Below are 22,164 nucleotides of genomic sequence, written 5' to 3' on the forward strand. Positions count from 1 at the left end.
AGCGCCCGCGATGGGACGCTGAACGTGCACGCCACCACACGGATCGATATCGCGCGTGGGAGGCAGGATGACGCCAGGAGAACACGGCACCCCCGGCCCGACGGGCGACAGCGCCGTCCGCAGGCGCCGCCAGGCGCAGGAATCGGGAGAAGAGTCAAAAAAAAGGGCCCGGATCACCGGGCCCTTCGCGAACACTTGCGCTGCTTCGCGACTTACCAGATCACCACGCGCTTGTCGTCGGGACGCACCATCGCGTCTCCAGCCTTGCACTGGAATGCGGTCGCGAACGCCGGCATGTTCGACGGCGCGCCGATCGCGCGGAAGTTCGCCGGCGCGTGCGGGTCGGTGTTCAGTCGCACCTTCAGCTCTTCCGGGTTGAAGTTGCGGCGCCACACCGTGGCCCAGTTGATGAAGAAGCGCTGGTCCTGGGTATAGCCGTCGATCTTCTCGTCGGGCGACTTGCCGGCATCGGCCAGCGCCTTCTGCAGCGCGTCGTAGGCCACGGTCAGGCCGCCGAGGTCGGCGATGTTCTCGCCCAGGGTCAGCTCGCCCTTCACCGGCAGGTCGTCGATCGAGCGATAGTCGTCGAACTGCTTGACCAGCTTGCCGGTGCGCGCCTCGAAACCCTTCGTGTCGCTGTCCTGCCACCAGTTGGCGAGGTTGCCCTTGGCGTCGAACTGGCTGCCCTGGTCGTCGTAGCCGTGCAGCATCTCGTGGCCGATGACCGCGCCGACGCCGCCGTAGTTGAGCGCCGGATCGGCCTCGGGATCGAAGAAGGGCGGTTGCAGGATCGCGGCCGGGAACACGATTTCGTTCTGCAACGGGTTGTAGTAGGCGTTGACCGTCTGCGGGGTCATGCCCCACTCGGTACGGTCGACCGGCTTGCCGATCTTGCCCATCTGCCAGTCGTGGTTGAACTTGGCCGCGGCCAGCACGTTCTGCACGTAGCCATCGCGCGTGGTCGCCAGGCCGTCCCAGCTGCGCCACTTGTCGGGGTAGCCGACCTTTGGCGTGAAGCTGTTCCACTTCTCGATTGCCTTGGCCTTGGTGTCCTCGCTCATCCAGTCGAGGTTTTCCAGCCGCGCCTTCAGCGACGCGCGCAGGTTGTCGACCAGCTTCTCCATCGCCACCTTGGATTCGGCCGGGAAGTACTGCTTGACGTAGATCTGGCCCAGCGCCTCGCCGACGTTGCCCTCGGTGGCGTCGAGCACGCGCTTCCAGCGCGGCTTCTGTTCCTTCTGCCCGCGCATGGTCTTGCCGAAGAAGTCGAAGCGCTCGTCGGCGAACTTGTCCGACAGGTACGGCGCCATGCCGTCGATCGCATGGATGCGCAGGTAGGCCTGCCACTGCGCCACCGGCACGTCGGCCAGCATCCTGTCGAACTCGGCGAAGAACTCCGGCTGCGACAGCGAGAAGCCCTCGACGCTCAGGCCGTTGGCCTTCATGAACTCCGACCACGGGAAGTTCGGCGAGGCCTTGTCGGCGTCGGCGACGCTGACGAAGTTGTACTGGTTGTCGGGATCGCGCAGGTCGATCGGCGACAGCGAGGCCTTGGCCAGCCGCGTCTCGAACGCAAGCACGTCCTTTGCCTGCTGGTCGGCATCGGCGGCCGCCACGCCGGCGTTCTGCAGCTGCTTGCTGGCGTGGGCGACGTAGGCTTCGCGGATCTTCCTGTAGCTGCCGTCCTTTCCGTCTTCCAGGTAATAGGCGCGCTCGGGCAGCGAAAGGCCGTCCTGGAACGCGTATCCGATCTCCTGCGAGGAATTCTTGAAATCGGCTTCGGCGCCGAACGAGAACACCTCGCCGCGGCCGGCGGCGAACTCGTCGCGCAGGTACTGGGCGATGTCGGCCGGCGTCTTCAACGCATCGATCCGGTCGAGCATCGGCTGCAGCGGGGCGATGCCGGCGGCGTTGATCGCGGCCTCGTCCATGCCGGTGGCATAGAAGTCGCCTACCAGCTTGGCCAGGCCGCTGGCGCTGGCGTCGTTGGCTGCGGCCTCGGCGATGTTCCTGCTGGCGGCCTCGGAGCGCTCGTCGAGCATCTCGAAGCTGCCCCACGTGGTGCGGTCGTCGGGCACCGGGTGCGCGGCGAGCCACTTGCCGTTGACGAAGTCGGACAGGTCGGTGCAGGCGTTCTTGCTGGTGTCCAGGTCGGCGATGGCGAAGGCGGCGGTCGGCGGCAGTTCCGTCGTGCTGGCGCTGGCGGGCTTGGTCGCATCGGCGTCGGCCGGCGCGGCGGCGTCCTGTTTCGCGCAACCGGCCAGGGCGGCGGCGACCGCCAGCGACAACAACAGGGTCTGCGGTTTGTGGCTCATGCTCACGAAAGGCTCCAGCTTGGGCAGGGTTCCGCGCCGGATGCCGGCAGCGGCAGCCCCGGACCGGGGCACCCGCCGACTCTAGCCTGCGCACCCGTCGACGGGGGGTGTCGAAGGTAACGAGGGACCGGCAACGGAATCTTCACGGAAGCGACGGCTGCGGCAGGCTGCGTGCTAAGTTGCCGCGCATCCAGCACTGGGAGGCAGCACATGCGCGTGCATTTCCACGGCGCCGCCGGGATGGTCACCGGCTCGATGCACCTGGTCGAAGCCGCCGGCAAGCGGGTGCTGCTGGACTGCGGCATGATCCAGGGCAGCCGCGACGCCGAGGCGCTCAACCTCGCCGACTTCCCGTTCGAAGTCGAAGCCATCGACGCGATCGTGGTCAGCCACGCCCACATCGACCACATCGGCCGCGTGCCGTTGCTGGTCAAGCGCGGCTATCGGGGCCCGATCTACGCGCAGGAAGCGACCGCCGACCTCATGCCGGTGATGCTGCTGGATTCGGCCTCGCTGGCCGAATCCGACGCCGAGCGCGACAACCGCCACCGCAGGCCGGGCGAGCCGGAGGCGGTGCCGCTGTACACCCAGGCCGATGTCCACGACACGCTCGCACGGATCGAGCCGCTGCCTTACGACACCCGCACCCAGTTGCTGCCCGGCATCGAGATCGCCTTCCGCGATGCCGGCCACATCCTCGGTTCCGCCATCGTCGAACTGTGGGCCGATGGCAGGAAGCTGGTGTATTCAGGCGACCTCGGCCCCAAGGGCTCGCCGATCCTGCGCGACCCCGAAACCGTGCAACAGGCCGACCTGTTGCTGATGGAGTCCACCTACGGCGACCGCAACCATCGCGCGCGCGCCGATACCGTGGCGGAGCTCGGCGGAATCTTCGCCGACGCCTGGCGCGACCGCGGCAACGTGTGCATCCCCGCATTTGCCGTCGGGCGTTCGCAGGAATTGCTGTACTGGTTCGCCAAGCACTGGGATGACTGGCAGATGTCGCGTTGGCGGATCTTCCTCGACAGCCCGATGGCGGCCAGGGTGGTCGCGGTCTACGACCGCCACGGCAACCTGTTCGATGCCGACGCCAGGCGGGTCTGGAAGGACAAGCCCAACCCGTTCCAGTTGCCGAACCTGCGCATCACCCGCACCCGGGACGAATCGGTGGCGATCAACAACATCGAAAGCGGCGCGATCATCATTGCCGGTTCCGGCATGGCCAACGGTGGACGCATCCTGCACCACTTCATGCAGAACATCGGGCGGCGGCAGGCGCACGTGGTGTTCGTCGGTTACCAGGCCGACGGCACGCTTGGCCGGCGGATCGTCGATGGCGCCAAATGGGTACGCATCCATGGCCGCGACTTCCGCGTCAATGCACAGGTGCACACCGTCGGGGGGCTGTCCGCGCATGCCGACCAGGGCGGCCTGATCGACTGGTACGAAGGCTTCACCCCGCATCCCCCGCTGGCGCTGGTGCATGGCGAGGACAAGTCGCGCGAGGCACTGGCCGGCGAGATCGGCGAGCGCGACGGCATCGAGGTCACGCTCGCCTATCCGGGGATGACGCTGGAGGTCTGAGTGGTTCCGACGCGCCGGCCGGGCGGGCTGGCATCGCAAGCGCCCGGGATGGGCGCAGGGGCACTCAGTAGCGGTGGCTGCGGCGCTCGCGCCCGGCGCCCGTGGCCAGCAGCAACAGGCCGCCGACGATCGCGATGTTCTTCATGAAGTGCAGCAATTGCGCGCCGCGTTCGGGCTGCGACAGCGCCCAGAACGGGTGCGACAGCAGCGCATCGGCCAGCAGCAGCAGCGCCGCCAGCGCCGCTGTCCAGCGCAGGCGCCAGCCGAACGCGACCAGCAGCCCCAACAACAGTTCCACCGCGCTGAACACCAGCGTGCCGTTGGCGATCTGCACGCCATGGCTGGCCGCCAGCAGGCGCCAGGCGCCCATCACCACGAAGACGCTGGCCAGCAGCCATCGCCCCAGGATCGTCCCGGTCGCGTCGTTGCGCATCCGATTCCTCCGCTTCGTGCCCGCGCGATAGGGTCGCACAGCGCCGCCGGGCATGCAGGCGCCCGCGGGCACCGGTCCCGCGACGAGGCTTCTTGCAGGAGCGGCTTAAGCCGCGACCTTCCATGCTTGCACGGGGCCGGGGGGCGGTGGAAAAGCTCGCGGCTGAAGCCGCTCCCACATTCGGCAGGGCAATGGGAGGCCAGCGGTGCTGGCGCGTTCAGCCGGATTCGCGTACAGTTCGCCGGTTCGCGCACGGCTGATCCGTTTTCCTGGTAAGCCTGCCGCCTGGTCGGATCGTTGGAGACCTCACTGGTCAAGGGCCCGCACGTACCCGTGTGGACTTCCAATGACACCGCCCCCCGCGGCCTTCTCTCCCCGCACGCCTTTCGTCGCGCAGACACGGCACCGGAACATCCGGCGTCGTCAAAAAGACAACTCGCAGCGCGGTTCAAGGAACGCTCCGGGTAACGCTCGCATCGACTGCCGTCGCCTGCTGGTCCATCGACCACGGACGCCGCCGCCGTGCGGGCGCAAGAACGGAGTTCCACATGACGCTCGACCAGAACACGGCCCGCCAGGCCGCGACCGACGCCGTTGCCGACGACCACGCCGGCACGGCTTTCGAACGGCTCGGCCTGTCGCCGGCCCTGCTGCGCGCACTTGCCGAAAACAGCTACGCCACGCCCACCCCGATCCAGGTCCAGGCGATTCCGCTGGCGCTGGCCGGCCACGACCTGCTCGGCGGCGCCCAGACCGGCACCGGCAAGACCGCTGCGTTCGGACTGCCGCTGCTGCAGCGGCTGGCCAAGGCGACGCCGCCCAATGGCCCGCGCAAGCCGCGCGCGCTGGTGCTGACCCCGACCCGCGAACTTGCGGTGCAGGTCGCCGACAGCCTCAAGACCTACGGCCGCCACCTGCGCCTCAACGTCACCACCATCTACGGTGGCGCCGGCATGGGCCCGCAGGTCGACAACCTGCGCCGCGGCGTCGACATCCTGGTGGCCACCCCCGGTCGCCTGATCGACCACCTGGAGCGCGGCAGCGCCAAGCTCGACGCGGTCGAGATCCTGGTGCTCGACGAAGCCGACCGCATGCTCGACATGGGCTTCCTGCCCGCGATCAAGCGCATCCTCAATCGCGTGCCCAAGGAGCGGCAGACGCTGCTGTTCTCGGCCACCTTCGAGGACCAGATCAAGTCGCTCGCCATGGAGTTCATGCGCAACCCGCAGCAGGTGCAGGTGACCGCGCGCAACACCATCGCCGAGACCATCGTGCACCGCGCCCACCCGGTCGACGGCTCGCGCAAGCGCGACCTGCTGATCGACATCCTGAGCAAGCGCCACACCGACCAGGTGCTGGTGTTCGGCAAGACCAAGCACGGCTGCAACCGCCTGGCCGAACAACTGGAAACCGCCGGCCTCAAGGCCGTCGCCATCCACGGCAACAAGAGCCAGGCCCAGCGGCAGAAGGCGTTGAACCTGTTCAAGGCCGGCAAGGCCCGCGTGCTGGTGGCCACCGACGTCGCCGCGCGCGGACTCGACATCCCCAACCTGCCGCTGGTGATCAACCATGACCTGCCGATGGTCGCGGAGGACTACATCCACCGCATCGGCCGCACCGGCCGCGCCGGCGCGCAGGGCGAGGCGCTGTCGCTGGTGTCGCCGGAGGAAGGCGGGCTGCTGCGCCAGATCCAGCGCATGCTCAAGGTGGACCTGGTGATGGACGTGGTCGATGGCTACGCCCCGAGCAAGCCGATCCGCCTGGACACGCCGATCCCGAAGAACGGCGGCGGCCAGCGCCAGGGCGGCCAGCGCCCGCCAGGTCGCAACGCCGCGGCGAAGCCCGCGCATCGCCCGCACGGCAAGCCCGCCGCGCGCACCACCGCGCACGCCGGCCCCAAGCGTTCGGGGCAGGGCGCCTGGGCCGGAAGGCGCGACACGCGCGCCTGAGCAGGGCGGCACGGGCAAACGAAAGGGCCGGCAATGCCGGCCCTTTTTGTTCGTGATCGAACCCCCGGGAAGTGTGGGCTCCGTCGCGGGGCGATGTCGATTCGAACGATCGCCGGCGATCAAGACGCCTCGATCTTCCAGACCGCGCGCTTGCCCAGGCGGCGATCCTCGAAACTTCCTTCGACCTGCGCGCGAGGCCCGGCCGGCAGGGCATGGATCAGAACCACACCACCAGCAACACGCTGAGCGCGGCATAGATCGCGATCAGCGTCCAGAAGCCGTTCGGGTCCTCGGTGCGCTCCCAGGTGCGGCGACCGGCGCCGCTCTTGCCGTAAACGCGGCCGCGATGAACGCTGTACGCGGTGTACAGGGCGAGCAATACGCCGAGCAGGTCGAACAGGTGCTTCATTGCCGCTGCAGCCACGCGATCAGCAGACGCAGGGCTCCGATGCCCAGCAGAAGGAACCCGATCGGAACCGCGACCACCATCAGGATTCCCAGGCCGATCGGGTTGCCGTCGGCCGGGCCGACCACGGTGTAGAGCAGCAGTGGGGCTGCGCCAGCCAGCATCACCAGCAGGCCGGCCTTGATGAAGGTCGCGCCGGTCCAGCGCTGCAGCAGCTTGTGTTCGAAGTCCGGCATGGCGCTTCCCCGGCGCGGATGCGGTGGGGGCACGATACCAGCGGTGGGGGAGGTGTGCTTTCTCGCGCTTGGCAGCTGCGTCGGATGTGGGGATGGGTGGCTTCGGGCTGCCCCTCACCCGCCTTCGGCACCCTCTCCCCGCAGGCGGGGAGAGGGACAGCAATGCCGCTGCCCCGCACGCACGCCGCGATCCGGGGGCGCTTTATTGCGCCGGCGCAGTCGCCGTTTTCGATGCCGGGGGTGCTGTTGCGGCCGGCGTCGCCGCCTGCTGCGCCTTGATCCAGCGGTCGATCTTGGCGTCGAGCACGTCCAGCGGGACCGAGCCGTCCTTGAGCACCTGGGCGTGGAACTGGCGCAGGTCGAACTTCGGGCCGAGCGCCTGCTCGGCGCGCGTGCGCAGGGCTTCGATCTTCAGTTCGCCGATCTTGTAGGCCAGCGCCTGCCCGGGGATGGCGAGGTAGCGTTCGATTTCGGCGTTGGCTTCGGCCGGGGTGCCTGCAGTGTTGTCGAGCATGTACTGCAGCGCGCGCTCACGGCTCCAGCCCTGCGCGTGCAAGCCGGTGTCGACGACCAGGCGGGTTGCGCGCCACAGCGAGTTGAGCAGGTAGCCGGCGTAATCGTAGGGATCCTGGTACATCCCGAGCTCCTTGCCCAGCGATTCGGCGTACAGGCCCCAGCCTTCGGCGAAGGCGGTCTCGCCGCCGTTGCGGCGGAACTTTGGCAGGCCAATGAGTTCCTGCTGCAGCGCGACCTGCACGTGGTGGCCGGGGATCGCCTCGTGCAGGAACAGGTCCTCGGCTTCCCACGTGCGTCGCCGCGGCACGTCGGAGGTGTTGACGTAGAACACGCCAGGGCGCTTTCCGTCGGCGCTCGGGCCCTGGTACTCGCCCGCCGGCACGGTGGCGGCGCGGTAGGGTTCCACCGGCTGGATCTCGAGCGACGCCCTGGGCAGCGGCGAGAACAGCTTCGGCAACGCGGCCGAGACGCGCGCGCCGATGTCGCGGTAGCGCGACAGGATCGCGCCGTCGTTCTTGTACGCGAAGCGCCTGTCGCTGCGCATGAAGCGGAAGAACTCCTGCAGCGAGCCCTTGTACCCGGCCTGCTGCATCACCTTGCGCAATTCGCCCTGGACCCGCGCCACTTCGTCCAGCCCGGTCTGGTGGATCTGCGCCGGGGTCAGGTCGGTGGTGGTGCCCTGGCGCGCGTTCCAGGCGTACCAAGCGGCGCCATTGGGCAGCGCGGCCACGCCGACGCTGGCGCGGGTATGCGCCATGTAGTCGTTGGCGATGTAGTCGCGCAGGCGGCGGTACGCGGGCGTCAGCTGCTGCGCGATCAGCTCGCGGTAGTCGGCCGTGATCCGCGCCTTGTCGGCGTCGGAGAACGACGGCGGCATGGTCTTGACCGGCGTCCAGAACAGCGTGTCCTCCGGCTTGTCGCGGATCAGCGCGTCCAGCTGCGGCACCACCCTGTCCATCAGCGCCCGTGGCTGCACCACGCCCTTGGCGACGCCTTCGCGCATGTTGGCGATGGCCTGGTCGAAGATCGCCGGCAATTGCGCCGCGCGCTTGCGCCAGTTGTCGTAGTCGCGCACGGTACGGAACGGCTGCGCGCCGTTGCCCGAACCGAGCGTGGCGGCGAGGTTGGCGAAGTTGTAGAACTGGTTGACCGGCAGCATCCAGCCGGGGAACTGCTCGCCCTGCAGCGCGTAGCCCGCGTCGTGGACGAAGATCTCGTAGCTGATCAGGTCCTGGCCGTCGAGCCCGGCCGGGCCCAGCGCCTGCACCTTCTTCAGCCAGCGCGCGTTGAAATCGTGGGTGCGCTTGCGGTAGTCGGCCGAGAGCAGGTTGGGCAGTTCGTCGTTGTAGCGCGCGTCGCCCTGGAAGGTGGCCTGCAGCGGGTTGAGCTCGAGGCCTTCCTGCCAGAACTGCTCGTAGAGGCGGTCGAGCGTGGCCGCCTTGTCGCGGGACGCGATGTTGCCGCGGGTGCCGCCGCCGGTCGAAGTGGTCGCGCAACCCGCGAGCACGGTGGCCACGGCGACCAGCAAGGCGATGGGGAGCGACCGGCATGGGTGCATCGATGTTCCTGGCAAGCGGCGGAAAACCGCTGCGCAGGGTAACGCCACGCGCGCTTGCATTCCGTTAACCGCGGGCCGCGGGCGTCGTGCTGTGGCGCAGGCAGGAACGTGACTCCTGGACCGTGGCGCCGCGAAGGAGCAACGCCTGCCTTCCTCCGGCAGGGAGGGAGGAGGATGCGCAACGCATCAACCCGCGGCGGCATGCTCGCGCAGTTCGTCGGCGCGCGCGCGACCGAGGTAGCGGTGGATGCCGGCCCGCGCCAGGTACAGCAGCGGGATCAGCGCGATCGCGGCCGCCATCTTGTAGAGGTAATTGAGCGTGCCCACCGCCAGGAACAGCGAGGTGGGCCAGTGCTGCGGGCCGAGCACGAAGGCGATGTACAGCACCACGAAGCTGTCCACCAGTTGCGACACCGCGGTCGAGCCGGTCGCGCGCAGCCAGGCGTGGCGCTCGCCGGTGGCGCGACGGATACGATGGAAGATGTTGACGTCGATCAGCTGGCCGATGATGAAGGCGACCAGCGAGCCCCAGATCGTCCACAACCCCTGCCCGAACACCGCCGCGAACGCGGCCTGGTAATCCGGTACGCCGTGCTCCTGGGCCACGGTCACCCACCACGATGCCGGCGCGAGGTGGATGGCGACGAACGCGAACGCGAAGCCGTAGATGATCAGGCCCGCCGCCAGCCAGCTGATGAAGCGCACGCCGCGGCGGCCGTAATATTCGTTGACCGTGTCGGTCATGATGAACACGATCGGCCACAGCAGCGTGCCTGCGGTGAAGTTGAGCGAGCCGGCCTGGCCGAACAGGTTCCACTCCAGCGGCCGGATCCCGAGCGTGTCTTCCAGCGCGAAGATCTTGACGCCGATGAACTCCGCCAGCACCGCATTGACGCAGAAGAACCCGGCCAGGCCGATGAACAGTCGCGACGCGCGGTCGTTGAGCAGCCACAGGCCGGTGCGGCGCAGGTTGGAATCGGCGCTTTCGGTGGCGTGCATGCAGCGGGGTCCTGTCGTGGTTGCGCGTCTCCAGCGCGTTGTTCCCGCAAAGCGGGGCTTCTCCGCAGGCGCATGCCAGTCCATCCGCTTGCGCTGCAGTTTTCCGGCCAGCAAGGATGCCCGCTATCGCGGGCATGACGATCAGAAATCGTCGGGCCGCTTGGCCACGCCTTTCGGCGGCGCGAACGGGATCGACTCCGGCGAGACCGCGCCACCGGAGATGATGAAGCTCATGGCCTGGTCCACGGTCCAGTCCGTCGGCGTGATCTTCTCGATCGGCACGATTTCGAGGTAACCGGAGGTGGGGTTGGGCGTGGTCGGCACGTAGACCGCGGCCAGTTCGCGGCCAGTGCCCTGTTCGCGGATCACCCGGGTGACGAAGCCGACCGATTTCATTTCCGCGTGCGGGAAATCGATCAGCACCACGCGCTGGGTGCCGTCGGGCTGGGTCTGCAGGATGTCGAGCAGCTTGCGCGCGCTGCCGTAGATCGTGCTGGCCAGCGGCACGCGCGCGACCAGCGCTTCGAACCAGCGCAGCAACCGCTGGCCGAACACGCGCCGCGCCATCCAGCCCGCCAGCAGGATCACCGCGAGCGTCGCCAGCAGCGCGAACGCGGTCTGCACCCAGGGATCGTCGAGCCAGCGCAGCGCCGGGCCGTCGCTCGCCGCCAGGTTGTGCAGCAGCGGACCGATCAGCGGCCGGCTGGTGTCCGACAGCAGCACGAACACGAACTTGACCACGACCCAGGTCAGCCAGATGGGCAGCAGGGTCAGCAGGCCGGTGAGGAACAGTCGTTGCAGGCGTTGGCCTGTCGAAAGGGGTGGGCGCATGCGCGGATTGTAGGGGAGCGGGATGGCCGGCAGCGGCGACGCTGGCGAAACCCGGCTTGGCCGCCGCGCTACAGCTCGCGCACCAGGCGGAAGCCGACGTCGTCGTAGCCGCGGCTGGCGTCGCGCGGCGCGGGCGCGCCGCGCCAGCTGCGGCCGGCAGTGGCGCGCTGGCTGCAGTCGCCGCTGCATTCGCGCAGCCACTCGGACACCGCCCGCGCGCCACCGCCGGCCGGCAATGCGCGCGCCTCGGCCGCACTCGGCAGGCGATAGCGACGGCCGCTGCGCTGGCTCATCCAGCGCGCGTAGGCGTCGGCGTCGGACCAGGACACGCAGACCACCGGCTGTCCCGGCGATTGCGTGAAGCCCGGTTCCTGCCACGAGATCGGCTTGACGATCCGCAACGGCGACAGGCGCTCGCGGCACAGCGCCGCGGCGCGGCCGGTGGCGGCGGCGAACCGCGCGTAGTCGGAACGGTTCACTTCGTTGCGCGAGGCCGCGATCATGTCGCCGCCGACCTGCGCCAGGCGCATGCCCGGTTCGCCGGGCAAGGGATCGCCGGCCTGGGGGATCGCCCGTGCCCGCGCCTGCAGCGATTGCGTGGTCGCGGCGTCGATGCCGAGCGTTTCGGCGCTTGCGGCGGTCCGCAACGCGGTGTCACGGTCGTAGTGCGATGCGGCTTCGGCGATGCGCGCCTCCAGCGCCTTGGCGACGCGGGCCTGCAATTGCGCCATCCAGGCCGGGTCGCCGCGGGGCGCGGCCGCGGCCAGTCGCCTGGCGCGGTCGACGTAGTCGCGCGCGCGCTCGATATCCCCGGAGCGGATGCGGCGCCCGGCTTCGTCGGCGAAGGCGGCGATCAGCGCCGCGGTCGCCGCCGGCAGGCGCGGATGCGCGGCGTCGGCTTTCCAGGCCGTCAGCAGGCTGTCGTAGGCGTTGCCGTCCCCGGGGGTGGTCAGGTTCCGCGCGCGCAGCTGCTGCTCGGCGGCGGCGATCCAGCGCTCGGCCGGCGAGACCGGCAACGGCCGCAGCATCGGGTCGGTGATGTCGGCGATCGCGCCCGGGCCCGCGCCCGCCGTCGCGTTGCGAGCGCCACCCGGCACGCGGAAGAAGCCGTCGCCGTCGGCGCCCTGGCGCAGCGCAATGCCCAGCCCGGCAGCCACCACCAGCACGACCGCGATCCAGGCGCCGCGTGGCCAGCGCCGGATGCGCGCGATGCCATGGCGCAGCGCCGCGGCCGCGCGCACCATGGGCTGGCCGCCACGCTGCGGAACCCGGTCCAGCGCTTCGCGCATCTGCTGCGCGCTGCGGAAGCGTTGCGCCGGCGATTTCGCCAGCGCCTTGTCGAGGAAGCGTTGCCAGTGTCGCAGGTGCCGTGGCAACCGCGGGATCGGGTCCTGGGCGTGCATCACCGCCATCGACAACGCGTCCCCGGCCATGTACGGCAGGCGGCCGGTGAGCATCTCCCAGGCCAGCACGCCGACGCTGTAGAGGTCGGCACGGGCATCGACTTCCTCGCCGCGCGCCTGCTCCGGGGCCATGTAGGCGGTGCTGCCCACGGCCATGCCCGCGGTGGTGACGCGCGGGCCGAAGCCGCGGCGCAGGGCGATGCCGAAGTCGGCCAGCAGCGGACGTTCGGCTTCGTCGAACAGCACGTTCTCGGCCTTGACGTCGCGATGCACGACGCCGCGCGCGTGCGCGTAGTCCAGCGCCGACAACAGCGCGTGCAGGATCTGGCGCACGCGGGCATGGCCGTTGTCGTGCCCGTCCTGCGCGAATTCGCGCTGGCCGAGGTGGCCGCGGGCAAGGTAGGGCATGGCGTAGTAGGGCAGGCCGCCGCGGGTGCGGCCGACCTCGAAGATGCCGACGATGTGCGGATGCTCCAGCCGCGCGATGGTGCGCGCCTCGTTCTCGAAGCGGCGGCGGCTGACCTCGTCGGCCAGCGCCTCGGGCAGCATCACCTTGATCGCGACTTCGCGCCCCAGCGATTGCTGCTCGCCCAGGTACACGGTCGACATGCCGCCATCGCCGATCGCCCGCGACAGCGCGTAGCCGGCGATTTCCGGCAAGGGCGCGCCCGCCTGCGCAGGCGTGCCGTCGTCGCGGTCGGGCGGAATCGCGGACATCTGGCCCCCTGTTGCCAAGCCGCGAGCATACGCCGCGCGGGCTGGGCGGGTGAACCCGTGGCCGCCAGCTTCAGCGGGCGCGCTTGCGCCGCAGGTACAGCTGCTTGCGCACCCGCGCGACCAGATCGTGATCGGCGTCGCGAATCGCGGTGTCGAACCAGCGCAGGACCTTGTCGCCGTCGGCGGTGGCGGCGCGCAGTTCCTCGAGAACGGCATCGTCGAGGTTGAATTCGGCGACCACGGTGCCGCGCCCGGGTTTCTCGAAATCGATCGCCGCGGCGCGATCCCAGACGATGTGGTCGTCGCCGATCGCGTTCATCACCAGCAGCATCCAGAACGGATCGGTCATCGCGAACAGGGAGCCGCCGAAATGGCTGCCGACGTAGTTTCGGTTCCAGGGCCGCATCCGCAACTCGACCCGGGCATGGCGCCAGTCGTCGGCGATGGCGACGACGTGGATGCCTGCGAACAGGAATGGCGGCCACAGGTTGAGCGCCCGGCGCAGGGTGCGCGCGGAGAGCCTGCGCAGCGTGGTCATACCAGCAGCAGCGAGGACATCTTCCTGCGATAGCGGCCGACCAGGTCCTCGTCGTCGACGACGCGGAAGGCGTCGATCAGCGCCTTCTTCGGCAGCCCGTCCTCGAACCCGCGGTTGCGGCGCAGCATCTCGATGAACTGTTCCAGCCCGGCCTCGGCGTCGCCGGCGACGATCCGCTGCACGCCCAGCAGGTGGCGCGCGCGCAGGTCGTCGGGGTTGGCGGCGATCGCCGCCTGCAGGGTTTCCGCCGGCGGCGCGTCCTTGAGCAGCGCGGCGAATCCCAGCCGCGCCCGCGCCTTGACCGCGCGGTCGTCGGTGGAGAGGTTGGCCGGCAGCGCGTCGAGCAGCTGCCCGGCCTCGTGCGCGCCGCCGGTGGCGAGCAGGGCCAGGGCGAGGTCGAGTTTCAGTTCGGCCTTGTCCGGCTCGGTTTCGATCGCCTTGCGCAGGCGCAGCACCTCGGCATGCGGGTCGACCGGCGCGGCGGCCTGCTCCGGCAGCGGCTCCTGCTCGGCCGGCACGCCGGGCTGGATGTCGTGGTGGGCGAGGAACTCGCGCAGCTGCGCTTCCGGCAGCGCGCCGGGGAAGCCGTCGACCAGTTGCCCGTCCTTGACCAGCATCACCGTCGGAATCGAGCGGATCTGGAACGCGGCGGCCAGCTGCTGCTCCTTGTCGACATCGACCTTGGCCAGCTCGAACGCGCCGTGGTAGTCGGCGGCTAGCTTCTCCAGCAGCGGACCGAGTTGCTTGCAGGGCCCGCACCATTCGGCCCAGAAATCCACCAGCACCGGAACCTGCAGCGACCTCTGGATGACGCTGGTTTCGAAGGTCTCGGTGGTGGCATCGAAAACGTGGGCGGGGCTGGCGGCAATGGACATGGCGGATCCCGGGAGGCGTTCAGCCTGAGATTGTGCCAGCGGCCCCCGAATCCAACCGCCACGACCAGATGTAAAAAATACTTGACATCACGACAACCGAATGTAATGTACACCTTACATCGAGATGGGGGTTGTCCATGTCACTGCATCGCTGGGGAATCGCCGGGCTGCTGGCCGGCGCGGGAGTCGCGTTCTGGCTGCTGCTGGCCGGGCCGTCGAGGTTGCTTGGCGTGGATGCCGGGCAGGCAGGCACTGCGTTGCTGGTGACGGTGGCCTGGGTGTCGATGTACCGGGTTTCGCGGCTGCCGGGCGACGAACTCGGCGCAGCCGCGTCGCCGGCGGAATGGAAGGCCTGGATCGGCGCCGGCTTCATGTTGGCCGCGATCGTCTACTTCCTGGCGAAGATCGAGGTGTTCGCGGCGGCCGGGGTATTCGCCGACGCCGATGCCAGCGCGGTGGCGCGCAACCTGGTGCTGTTGCTGGTCGCCTGGTCGGTCCTGTCCACGGTGCTCGCGTCGCGCTGGAAGGGCGCGGTCGAGGAAGACGAACGCGACCGCGCCATCGCAGCGCGCGCCGCCGCCTGGGGCCGTGGCGCGCTTGTGGTCGCGGTGATCATGCTGGCGGTGGCGCTGGGACTGTCGCCGGCATCGCGGCTGCAATGGGCGAGTCATTTCATGGTCGCCAACCTGCTGGTGTTGGCGGTGATGTGGGGCTGCCTGTTCGAGTACGCGGCCGGGGCCGTGCTGCACTGGAGGGCGCGGCGATGAGCAGGCTGCCCATGGGCATCGTGGAAATGGGCAAGCGCGAAGGCATGGCCTGGCTGGGTTGCGGCGCCGCGGTCCTGGCGTCGGCCTACCTGGGCTGGCTGCTGTTCGGGCATTGGCCGGACACGGGGTACTTCGAGGCGCGCCACGAGGCGCTCACGCAGCCGCTGTACATCGGCTTCAATGCCGTGATCTTTGCCGTCGTCGCCATGCAGCGCTGGCGCCCGCACGAGCCGCTTGCCGATGAGCGCGACCAGCGCATCGAAGGCCAGGCGGCGAAATTCGGGTTCTACGCGCTGGCGCTGCTGAACGTGGTGGCGGGCGTCGCCTTGCTGGGCGACCCGGGGTTGCCGGCACGGCTGGGCGTGGAATGGATGCGCTATTGCCTGCTGTGGATGGTGATGCTCGCGCTCGTGGTGTTCACCGGTTACCAGCTGTACCGCTACCGGCGCGGCTGATGGCCGGTACCCCGATCGACAACGCGATCCGCGCGCTGCGCGTCGTGCACGGCGACATGACCCAGGAGGCGTTGGCGCGCGAATGCGGGGTGACGCGGCAGACGATCATCGCGCTGGAAGCCGGCCGCTACGCGCCGTCGCTGGAGCTGGCGTTCCGGATCGCGCGTGCGTTCCGGGTCGGCGTCGAGGACGTGTTCCAGTGGAAGGAGGGCGCATGAACGGTTCACGGCTGGCACGCATGGGGATGCACGCCGGCTGGGTCGCCGGCATGGTGTTCGCCGTGGCGCTTTTGTGGCTGGGGGCGGTCGTGCCGGGCTACGAACACGCGCACATGCCGGTCAGCTTCCTCGGCATGCGCGGCGTGGCGCTGGCGCCGTGCTGGAACGTGGCCGGGTTCATCGTCCCGGGTCTGCTGGTCGCCTGGTTCGCGCTGTCGCTGCAGCCACCGCTGGGGCGCGACGGCACCGGCGCGCAGGCCCGCATCGGTACCTGGCTGCTGCTGATCTCCGGGCTGGCATTCGCCGGCAACGGCGTGTTCGCCTACGACCTGGCCGAACCCGACGGCATGGCGTCGAAGCTGCACGTGGCGATGCTGACGATCGCGCTGCTCGGGTTCCTGCCGTCGGCGTTGCTGCTGGCGCTGGCACTGCGGCGCCGGCCGGCATGGCGCGCCCTGGTCGCGGGCGGAGCCTTGCTGGCGCTGGCGACCCTGGCCAGCGTCATGCAACGCATGGGCGACTGGCTGCCGCTGTTGCACGACAACCCGGGCTACGCGCAGCGGGTCACGCTGGCGCTCTATTTCCTCTGGCTGGCGTTGGCGTCGCGGGTGGCGCTGCGCAGCGGGGCGACGCGCGGCTGACGCGGCCTACGCGCGTTTCGGCTCATCCGTGCTTCAACTTAAGCACGAGGATCGTCGCCGCCAGCGCGAAGGTGACGATGTTGGACAGGATCATCGGCCAGGAGCCCAGCGCCACCCCGTAACCGAACCAGCAGGCGATACCCAGGGTGAACACCACGTACATGGCCAGCGAGATGCCGCCGGTGTCGCGGCTGCGGATCGTCTTCAGCGCCTGCGGCACGAAGGCGACCGTGGTCAGCAGCGCGGCGAGGTAGCCCATCCATTCCATGTCGACGCCCGCGGGAAGTTTGGTCGGATGATAGCCGGCGGCCGGCCGGCAGCCGGCCGCTCGCTTCGAAGTCCCGCAGGCCGCGCCCGCGGCCAGGCGCGGAGCAGCGGGACCCGGCTGGCGGGGACGATGTGGGGAAAATCGGGGCCGTTGGCGACTTTTTGTGCGCTGCGGTAGGCTTCCCGGTCTTTCCCTTGCCCGCCGCGCCGTGTCCACCGAACCCGCCAGCCACGAACCTGCCGCGTACCAGCCCGCCGCCGTCGAGTCGGCAGCGCAGCGGTACTGGAACGAAACCCGCGCATTCGAGGTGACCGAGGATCCGTCGCGGCCCAAGTTCTACTGCCTGTCGATGCTGCCGTATCCCTCCGGCGCGCTGCACGTGGGACACCTGCGCAACTACACCATCGGCGACGTGATCAGCCGCCACCAGCGAATGTGCGGGCGCAACGTGCTGCAGCCGATGGGCTGGGACGCGTTCGGGCTGCCGGCGGAAAACGCCGCGATCAAGCGCAGCACGTCGCCGGCGAAATGGACCTACGCCAACATCGAGCACATGCGCGCCCAGCTGAAGTCGCTGGGATACGCGATCGACTGGACCCGCGAGTTCGCCACCTGCCGGCCGGAGTACTACGTCCACGAGCAGCGCATGTTCGTGCGGCTGCTGAAGCAGGGGCTCGCGTACCGCAAGAACTCGGTGGTCAACTGGGATCCAGTCGACCACACCGTGCTCGCCAACGAGCAGGTGATCGACGGCCGCGGCTGGCGCTCGGGCGCGGTGGTGGAAAAGCGGGAAATCCCGCAGTGGTTCCTCAAGATCACCGACTACGCGCAGGAGTTGCTGGACGGGCTCGACACGCTCGACGGCTGGCCGGACTCGGTCAAGACCATGCAGCGCAACTGGATCGGGCGCAGCGAGGGCCTGGAATTCGCGTTCGACATCCAGGGCAGCGAGGACCGGTTGCAGGTTTTCACCACGCGCCCGGACACGCTGATGGGCGTGACCTTCGTCAGCATCGCCGCCGAGCATCCGCTGGCGCAGCAGGCGGCACGGTCGGATCCGGCCCTGGCGGCATTCATCGCCGGCCTGAAGCAGGGCGGCGTCTCCGAGGCCGAACTGGAGACCCAGGAAAAGCGCGGCATGGACACCGGCCTGCGCGCGCTGCATCCGCTCACCGGCGAAGCACTGCCGGTCTACGTCGCCAACTTCGTGCTGATGGGCTACGGCACCGGCGCGGTGATGGCGGTGCCGGGGCACGACCAGCGCGACTGGGAATTCGCGCAGCAATACCAGTTGCCGGTGAAGATGGTGGTGGTACCGGCGCCGGTGCGCGATGCGCTGGATGAAATCCGGCGAGACCTGGGCGGTGGCCATGCCGATCCGATGCAGGCTGCGCTGAATGGCGGCGCCGGCGGGGTGGACGTCTACGCCACCGACGCGGCGGTGCGGGTGGTGGAGGAGTTCCAGCAGCGCATCGCCACCGTCGGCGCCCACACCGAGCGCGGCTGGCTGGTGAATTCCGGCGAGCTCGACGGCATGGACTACGCGCAGGCCTTCGATGCGCTGGCCAACAGGTTCCAGGCCGAGGGTCGCGGCACGCGCCGCGTCAACTACCGCCTGCGCGACTGGGGCGTGAGCCGCCAGCGCTACTGGGGCTGCCCGATCCCGGTGATCTACTGCGACGCCTGCGGCGCCGTGCCGGTGCCCGAAGAGCAATTGCCGGTGGTGTTGCCCGAGGACGTGGCGTTTTCCGGCGTGGTGTCGCCGATCAAGGCCGATCCGGAGTGGCGCAGGACCAGCTGCCCGCAATGCGGCGCGGCGGCCGAGCGCGAGACCGACACCTTCGACACCTTCATGGAGTCGAGCTGGTACTACGCGCGCTACACCTCGCCCGGCGCCGCGGCGCAGGTCGACGAACGCGCCGATTACTGGCTGCCGGTGGACCAGTACATCGGCGGCATCGAACACGCGATCCTGCACCTGCTGTATTTCCGCTTCTACCACAAGCTGCTGCGCGACCAGGGCCTGGTCCGCAGCGACGAGCCGGCGACGCGGCTGCTGACCCAGGGCATGGTGGTCGCCGACACCTATTTCCGCGAGGACGACGCCGGCCATCGCGAGTGGATCAACCCCGCGGACGTGAACGTGCGGCGCGACGAGCGCGGGCACGTCACCGGTGCGACGCTGAGGGCCGACGGCCAGCCGGTGCGCATCGGCGGCACCGAGAAGATGTCCAAGTCCAAGAACAACGGCGTCGATCCGCAGGCGATGGTCGAAAGGTACGGTGCCGACACCGTGCGCCTGTTCTCGATGTTCGCCGCGCCACCGGAACAATCGCTGGAATGGAGCGAGGCCGGGGTCGAAGGCATGGCGCGCTTCCTGCGCCGGTTCTGGCGGGAAGTCATGACCCATGTCGCGCAGCCCGATCACCCGGGAGTGGACGTCGCGACCCTGGACGCCGCGCAGAGGACCCTGCGCCGGCAACTGCACGAAACCATCCAGAAGGTCGGCGACGACTACGGCCGCCGCCACAGCTTCAACACCGCGATCGCGGCGCTGATGGAACTGCTCAACCACGTCGCCAGGTTCGACGACATGTCCGCCCAGGGGCGTGCGGTGCGGCACGAGGCGCTGGAGGCGATGGTGCTGTTGCTCAACCCGGTCACGCCGCATGTCTGCCATGCGCTGTGGCAGGCGCTGGGCCATCCGCAGGCGCTGCTGGAGGACGTGCCGTTCCCGCGCGTCGACCTGGCCGCGCTGGCGCGCGATGCCTTGACGCTGGCGGTGCAGGTCAACGGCAAGCTGCGCGGCACGATCGAGGTGGCACCGGATGCGCCGCGCGATGCGATCGAGGCGATGGCGCTGACCGAACCCCACGTCGCCCGCTTCCTCGACGGCCTCGCGGTGCGCAAGGTGATCGTCGTGCCGGGCAAGATCGTCAACATCGTGGCCGGCTGAATGGCGTCCGCGCCGCCCGGCTTGCCGCTGTTGCCGACCTCGTCCAGACTGCGCCGATGACCAGACAAGCCCTGACCGCGACCTTGGCGATGCTCCTGCTGCTGGGCCTGGCAGCCTGCGGCTTCCACCTGCGCGACGCGCTCTTGCTGCCGCCGGACCTGGGGCCGATCCGGCTGGTTGCGCGCAACCCCGACAGTGCGCTGGCGCTGGCGCTGGGGCAGGCGCTGGAACGCGCCGGCGCGACCATGGCGGCGGACGACGCGACCGACGTCGCGACCCTGAACCTGGTCGGCGAGCGCTGGGGCAATACCCCGATCAGCGTCGACCAGTTCGGTCGCGCGCAGGAGTTCACCCTGCGCTATGCGGCGATCTTCAGCCTGCGCCGCGCCGATGGCAGCGACCTGGTACCGCAGCAGGCGATCGAACTGTCGCGCGATTACATCTCGGTGCCGACGCGTTCGGAAGGCACCGACGACGAACGCGAGATCCTGTCGCGCGAGATGCGCCGCGACATGGTGGCGTCGATCCTGCGCCGGATCGATGCGGTTTCGCGCATGTCGCAGGCGCAGGGCGTCGGCCCCGCTGCGCCTGCGGGCGCCGAAGCTGCCGGCCTCGATTCCGCAGGATCCGAGTCCGCGACCACCGCGCCGGTCGAGCCGCCTGCGACGGCGCCCACGGTGGAAACACCCGCCACCGCCGAACCCGAGCCGGCGCCCGTCCCGGCGCCCTGACGGCGCGCCACGGCGCATGGAATCCACTCCCGAGCAGCTCGCGACCCGTGTCGGCCGTGAACCCCTGGCGCCGGCCTACCTCATAGCGGGCCAGGAACCGTTGCGCGTGCTCGAAGCCGCTGATGCGGTCCGCGCGGCGGCGCGCGCACAGGGCATCGCCGAGCGCGAAGTGTTCATGGCCGAGGGCAACCAGCGCGAACCGGACTGGGACGCGCTGGCCGCCAGCCTGCGCGCGCCCAGCCTGTTTGCCAGCCGGCGCCTGCTCGAACTGAGGCTGCCTACCGGCAAGCCGGGCACCGAGGGCGGCAAGGTCATCGTCGAGTTCTGCAGCGAGCCGCCGGCCGATGTCTGCCTGCTGGTGACCTGCGGCGAATGGAGCAACAAGCACGGCGGCAAGTGGAGCGAGGCAATCGGACGCATCGGCGCGATTGCCGTCGCATGGGCGATCAAGCCCCACGAGTTGCCCGACTGGATCGATCGCCGCCTGCGCGCACGCGGCCTGGTCGCCGACCGCGCCGCGGTGCAACGCCTGGCGGAGCGGGTCGAGGGCAACCTGCTGGCGGCCGCGCAGGAAATCGACAAGCTGGCGCTGCTCGCCGACGGCCAGCCACTGGACGTGGAACGCATGGATGCACTGGTCGCCGACGCCGCGCGCTTCGACGTGTTCCGGCTGGTCGATGCGGCGATGAATGGCCACGGCGCGCAGGTCTCGCGCATGCTGCACGGGCTGCGCGCCGAAGGCGAGGCGGTGCCGGCGCTGCTGGGCATGGTCGCGATGGAACTGCAGCGCGCCGCGGCGCTGGCACGGGTGCGCGCGCGCGGCGGCAACCTCAATGCCGAGTTCAAGGCGCAGCGGATCTGGGATGCCAGGCAGGCGATGTACACGCGTGCGCTGGGCCGGCATCCGCCCGCGCGCTGGGAACGTTTCGTCGCCGAGGTCGGGCGCGTGGACCGCATCGCCAAGGGGCGCGGCCGCCCCGGCATCGAATCGCCCGACGCCTGGCTGCAACTGGAGCGCCTGCTGCTGGCGGTCGCCGAGCCCCGGGCGGCGGCGTTGCTGGCCGGTTGAGCGGTGATGCCGGGATTGTTCGTCCTCTACGGCGGCACCTTCGATCCGGTACACAACGGCCACATCGCCATTGCCCGCGCCGCGCATGCCGCCCTGGGCAGCGAAATCCACATGGTGCCCGCCGCCGACCCGCCGCACCGGCCGCCGCCGGGCGCCGCGGCCGAGCATCGCGCGGCGATGCTGCAACGGGCGGTCGCCGCCGAATCGGGCCTGGTGCCGGACCTGCGCGAACTGCGGCGCCACGCCATCGACGACACGCGACGTTCATACAGCGTCGACACCTTGCGCGAGCTGCGTGCCGAACGCGGCGCCGATGCACCGATCGCATTGCTGGTGGGCGCCGACAGCTTCATCGGGCTGCCGACCTGGAAATGCTGGCGCGAGCTGTTCGACCTGGCCCATTTCGTCGTGGCAAGCCGCGCCGGCAGCCCGCTGGATGCCGAGCTGCCGCCAGTGCTGTCCGCGGCAATGCAGGGCCGCGAAGCCTCCTCGCCGGATTCGCTGCACGGCCAGCCCGCCGGTCGCGTGCTGTACCTGCGCCAGCCGTTGCAGGCGCAGTCGGCCACCGACATACGCCACCGCATCGCCGCGGGCTTGCCCTGGCGCGGGCTGGTGCCGCCCGCGGTGGCCGATTACATTCGCGGCCACGGCCTGTACGGAATTCACGGCGGCGTCATCGGGCCGTGACCGGGCGCCGGT

21 protein-coding genes are annotated in these 22,164 nt (G+C 69.7%); 10 read left to right on the forward strand and 11 right to left on the reverse strand.

The annotated features are described in order from the left end of the window. Positions 1–212: 212 nt before the first annotated feature. A complete protein-coding gene (locus MQC88_RS08510) occupies positions 213–2,315 on the reverse strand; it encodes a M13 family metallopeptidase (RefSeq protein ID WP_243321032.1) in 2,103 nt (700 codons plus the stop codon). Between the two features lie 210 nt (positions 2,316–2,525). Here MQC88_RS08510 and MQC88_RS08515 point away from each other — a divergent pair, with 210 nt between their 5' ends. Then, complete coding sequence (locus MQC88_RS08515) at positions 2,526–3,899, forward strand: MBL fold metallo-hydrolase RNA specificity domain-containing protein (protein WP_243321035.1); 1,374 nt, start codon at positions 2,526–2,528, stop codon at positions 3,897–3,899. A gap of 64 nt (positions 3,900–3,963) precedes the next feature. On the opposite strand, the gene MQC88_RS08520 is transcribed toward MQC88_RS08515, so the two are convergent. Continuing rightward, positions 3,964–4,332, reverse strand: coding sequence for a hypothetical protein (locus tag MQC88_RS08520; protein ID WP_243321037.1), 369 nt, complete (start codon positions 4,330–4,332; stop codon positions 3,964–3,966). Between the two features lie 548 nt (positions 4,333–4,880). Between MQC88_RS08520 and MQC88_RS08525 the strand changes: the two genes are divergently transcribed. Beyond that, positions 4,881–6,281, forward strand: a complete 1,401-nt coding sequence (locus tag MQC88_RS08525) for a DEAD/DEAH box helicase (RefSeq protein WP_315857087.1) — start codon at positions 4,881–4,883, stop codon at positions 6,279–6,281. Positions 6,282–6,498: 217 nt separating this feature from the next. On the opposite strand, the gene MQC88_RS08530 is transcribed toward MQC88_RS08525, so the two are convergent. The 8 genes from MQC88_RS08530 to trxA all read right to left on the reverse strand — a co-directional run bounded on the left by MQC88_RS08530 (position 6,499) and on the right by trxA (position 14,360). After that, positions 6,499–6,690: a hypothetical protein gene (locus MQC88_RS08530; protein WP_243321038.1), complete on the reverse strand. Its 192-nt coding sequence runs from the start codon at positions 6,688–6,690 to the stop codon at positions 6,499–6,501. Continuing rightward, positions 6,687–6,923 carry a hypothetical protein gene (locus MQC88_RS08535; protein ID WP_243321041.1) on the reverse strand — a complete coding sequence of 79 codons (237 nt, stop codon included), beginning with the start codon at positions 6,921–6,923 and terminating at the stop codon, positions 6,687–6,689. The genes MQC88_RS08530 and MQC88_RS08535 overlap by 4 nt, the downstream gene beginning before the upstream one ends. 202 nt (positions 6,924–7,125) lie before the next feature. Then, complete coding sequence (locus MQC88_RS08540; protein ID WP_315857088.1) at positions 7,126–8,967, reverse strand: DUF885 domain-containing protein; 1,842 nt, start codon at positions 8,965–8,967, stop codon at positions 7,126–7,128. Between the two features lie 216 nt (positions 8,968–9,183). Then, entirely contained in the window at positions 9,184–9,996 is an 813-nt protein-coding gene (locus MQC88_RS08545) for a queuosine precursor transporter (protein ID WP_243321045.1), read from the reverse strand. A gap of 141 nt (positions 9,997–10,137) precedes the next feature. Then, the gene (locus MQC88_RS08550; protein WP_243321047.1) at positions 10,138–10,827 is read right to left on the reverse strand and encodes a DUF502 domain-containing protein; all 690 of its coding nucleotides are present in this window, start codon (positions 10,825–10,827) and stop codon (positions 10,138–10,140) included. Positions 10,828–10,895: 68 nt separating this feature from the next. Then, positions 10,896–12,947, reverse strand: a complete 2,052-nt coding sequence (locus tag MQC88_RS08555) for a bifunctional serine/threonine-protein kinase/formylglycine-generating enzyme family protein (protein WP_243321049.1) — start codon at positions 12,945–12,947, stop codon at positions 10,896–10,898. 70 nt (positions 12,948–13,017) lie between these two features. Then, complete coding sequence (locus MQC88_RS08560) at positions 13,018–13,485, reverse strand: DUF4442 domain-containing protein (RefSeq protein ID WP_243321051.1); 468 nt, start codon at positions 13,483–13,485, stop codon at positions 13,018–13,020. Then, positions 13,482–14,360, reverse strand: a complete 879-nt coding sequence (gene trxA, locus MQC88_RS08565; RefSeq protein ID WP_243321053.1) for a thioredoxin — start codon at positions 14,358–14,360, stop codon at positions 13,482–13,484. Before trxA ends, MQC88_RS08560 begins: the two co-directional genes overlap by 4 nt. Before the next feature lie 137 nt (positions 14,361–14,497). Here trxA and MQC88_RS08570 point away from each other — a divergent pair, with 137 nt between their 5' ends. From MQC88_RS08570 to MQC88_RS08585, 4 genes are read left to right on the forward strand one after another with little or no spacing between them, the layout of a single operon-like run. Continuing rightward, on the forward strand, positions 14,498–15,127 hold the full coding sequence (locus MQC88_RS08570) for a hypothetical protein (protein WP_243321055.1): 630 nt from the start codon (positions 14,498–14,500) through the stop codon (positions 15,125–15,127). Then, entirely contained in the window at positions 15,124–15,582 is a 459-nt protein-coding gene (locus MQC88_RS08575) for a DUF2178 domain-containing protein (RefSeq protein ID WP_243321059.1), read from the forward strand. Before MQC88_RS08570 ends, MQC88_RS08575 begins: the two co-directional genes overlap by 4 nt. Next, positions 15,582–15,800, forward strand: coding sequence for a helix-turn-helix transcriptional regulator (locus MQC88_RS08580; RefSeq protein ID WP_256451762.1), 219 nt, complete (start codon positions 15,582–15,584; stop codon positions 15,798–15,800). Before MQC88_RS08575 ends, MQC88_RS08580 begins: the two co-directional genes overlap by 1 nt. Beyond that, on the forward strand, positions 15,797–16,441 hold the full coding sequence (locus tag MQC88_RS08585; protein ID WP_243321061.1) for a DUF998 domain-containing protein: 645 nt from the start codon (positions 15,797–15,799) through the stop codon (positions 16,439–16,441). Before MQC88_RS08580 ends, MQC88_RS08585 begins: the two co-directional genes overlap by 4 nt. 22 nt (positions 16,442–16,463) lie before the next feature. Here the strand turns inward: MQC88_RS08585 and MQC88_RS08590 are convergent, their stop codons facing one another. Next, positions 16,464–16,709 carry a SemiSWEET transporter gene (locus tag MQC88_RS08590; protein WP_243321062.1) on the reverse strand — a complete coding sequence of 82 codons (246 nt, stop codon included), beginning with the start codon at positions 16,707–16,709 and terminating at the stop codon, positions 16,464–16,466. Between the two features lie 208 nt (positions 16,710–16,917). On the opposite strand from MQC88_RS08590, the gene leuS reads away from it, so the two are divergent. Genes leuS through nadD form a run of 4 tightly spaced genes read left to right on the forward strand, consistent with a single transcriptional unit; the run spans position 16,918 to position 22,152 of the window. Next, positions 16,918–19,665: a leucine--tRNA ligase gene (gene leuS, locus MQC88_RS08595; RefSeq protein WP_243321064.1), complete on the forward strand. Its 2,748-nt coding sequence runs from the start codon at positions 16,918–16,920 to the stop codon at positions 19,663–19,665. Positions 19,666–19,721: 56 nt separating this feature from the next. Beyond that, complete coding sequence (locus tag MQC88_RS08600) at positions 19,722–20,396, forward strand: LPS-assembly lipoprotein LptE (protein ID WP_243321066.1); 675 nt, start codon at positions 19,722–19,724, stop codon at positions 20,394–20,396. Positions 20,397–20,412: 16 nt separating this feature from the next. After that, positions 20,413–21,465, forward strand: a complete 1,053-nt coding sequence (gene holA, locus MQC88_RS08605) for a DNA polymerase III subunit delta (protein WP_243321067.1) — start codon at positions 20,413–20,415, stop codon at positions 21,463–21,465. A gap of 6 nt (positions 21,466–21,471) precedes the next feature. Continuing rightward, positions 21,472–22,152, forward strand: coding sequence for a nicotinate-nucleotide adenylyltransferase (nadD, locus tag MQC88_RS08610; RefSeq protein ID WP_243321069.1), 681 nt, complete (start codon positions 21,472–21,474; stop codon positions 22,150–22,152). Positions 22,153–22,164: the final 12 nt, after the last annotated feature.

This window comes from Cognatiluteimonas sedimenti (genome assembly GCF_022808325.1).
GTDB classification, from domain to species: Bacteria; Pseudomonadota; Gammaproteobacteria; order Xanthomonadales; family Xanthomonadaceae; genus Cognatiluteimonas; species Cognatiluteimonas sedimenti.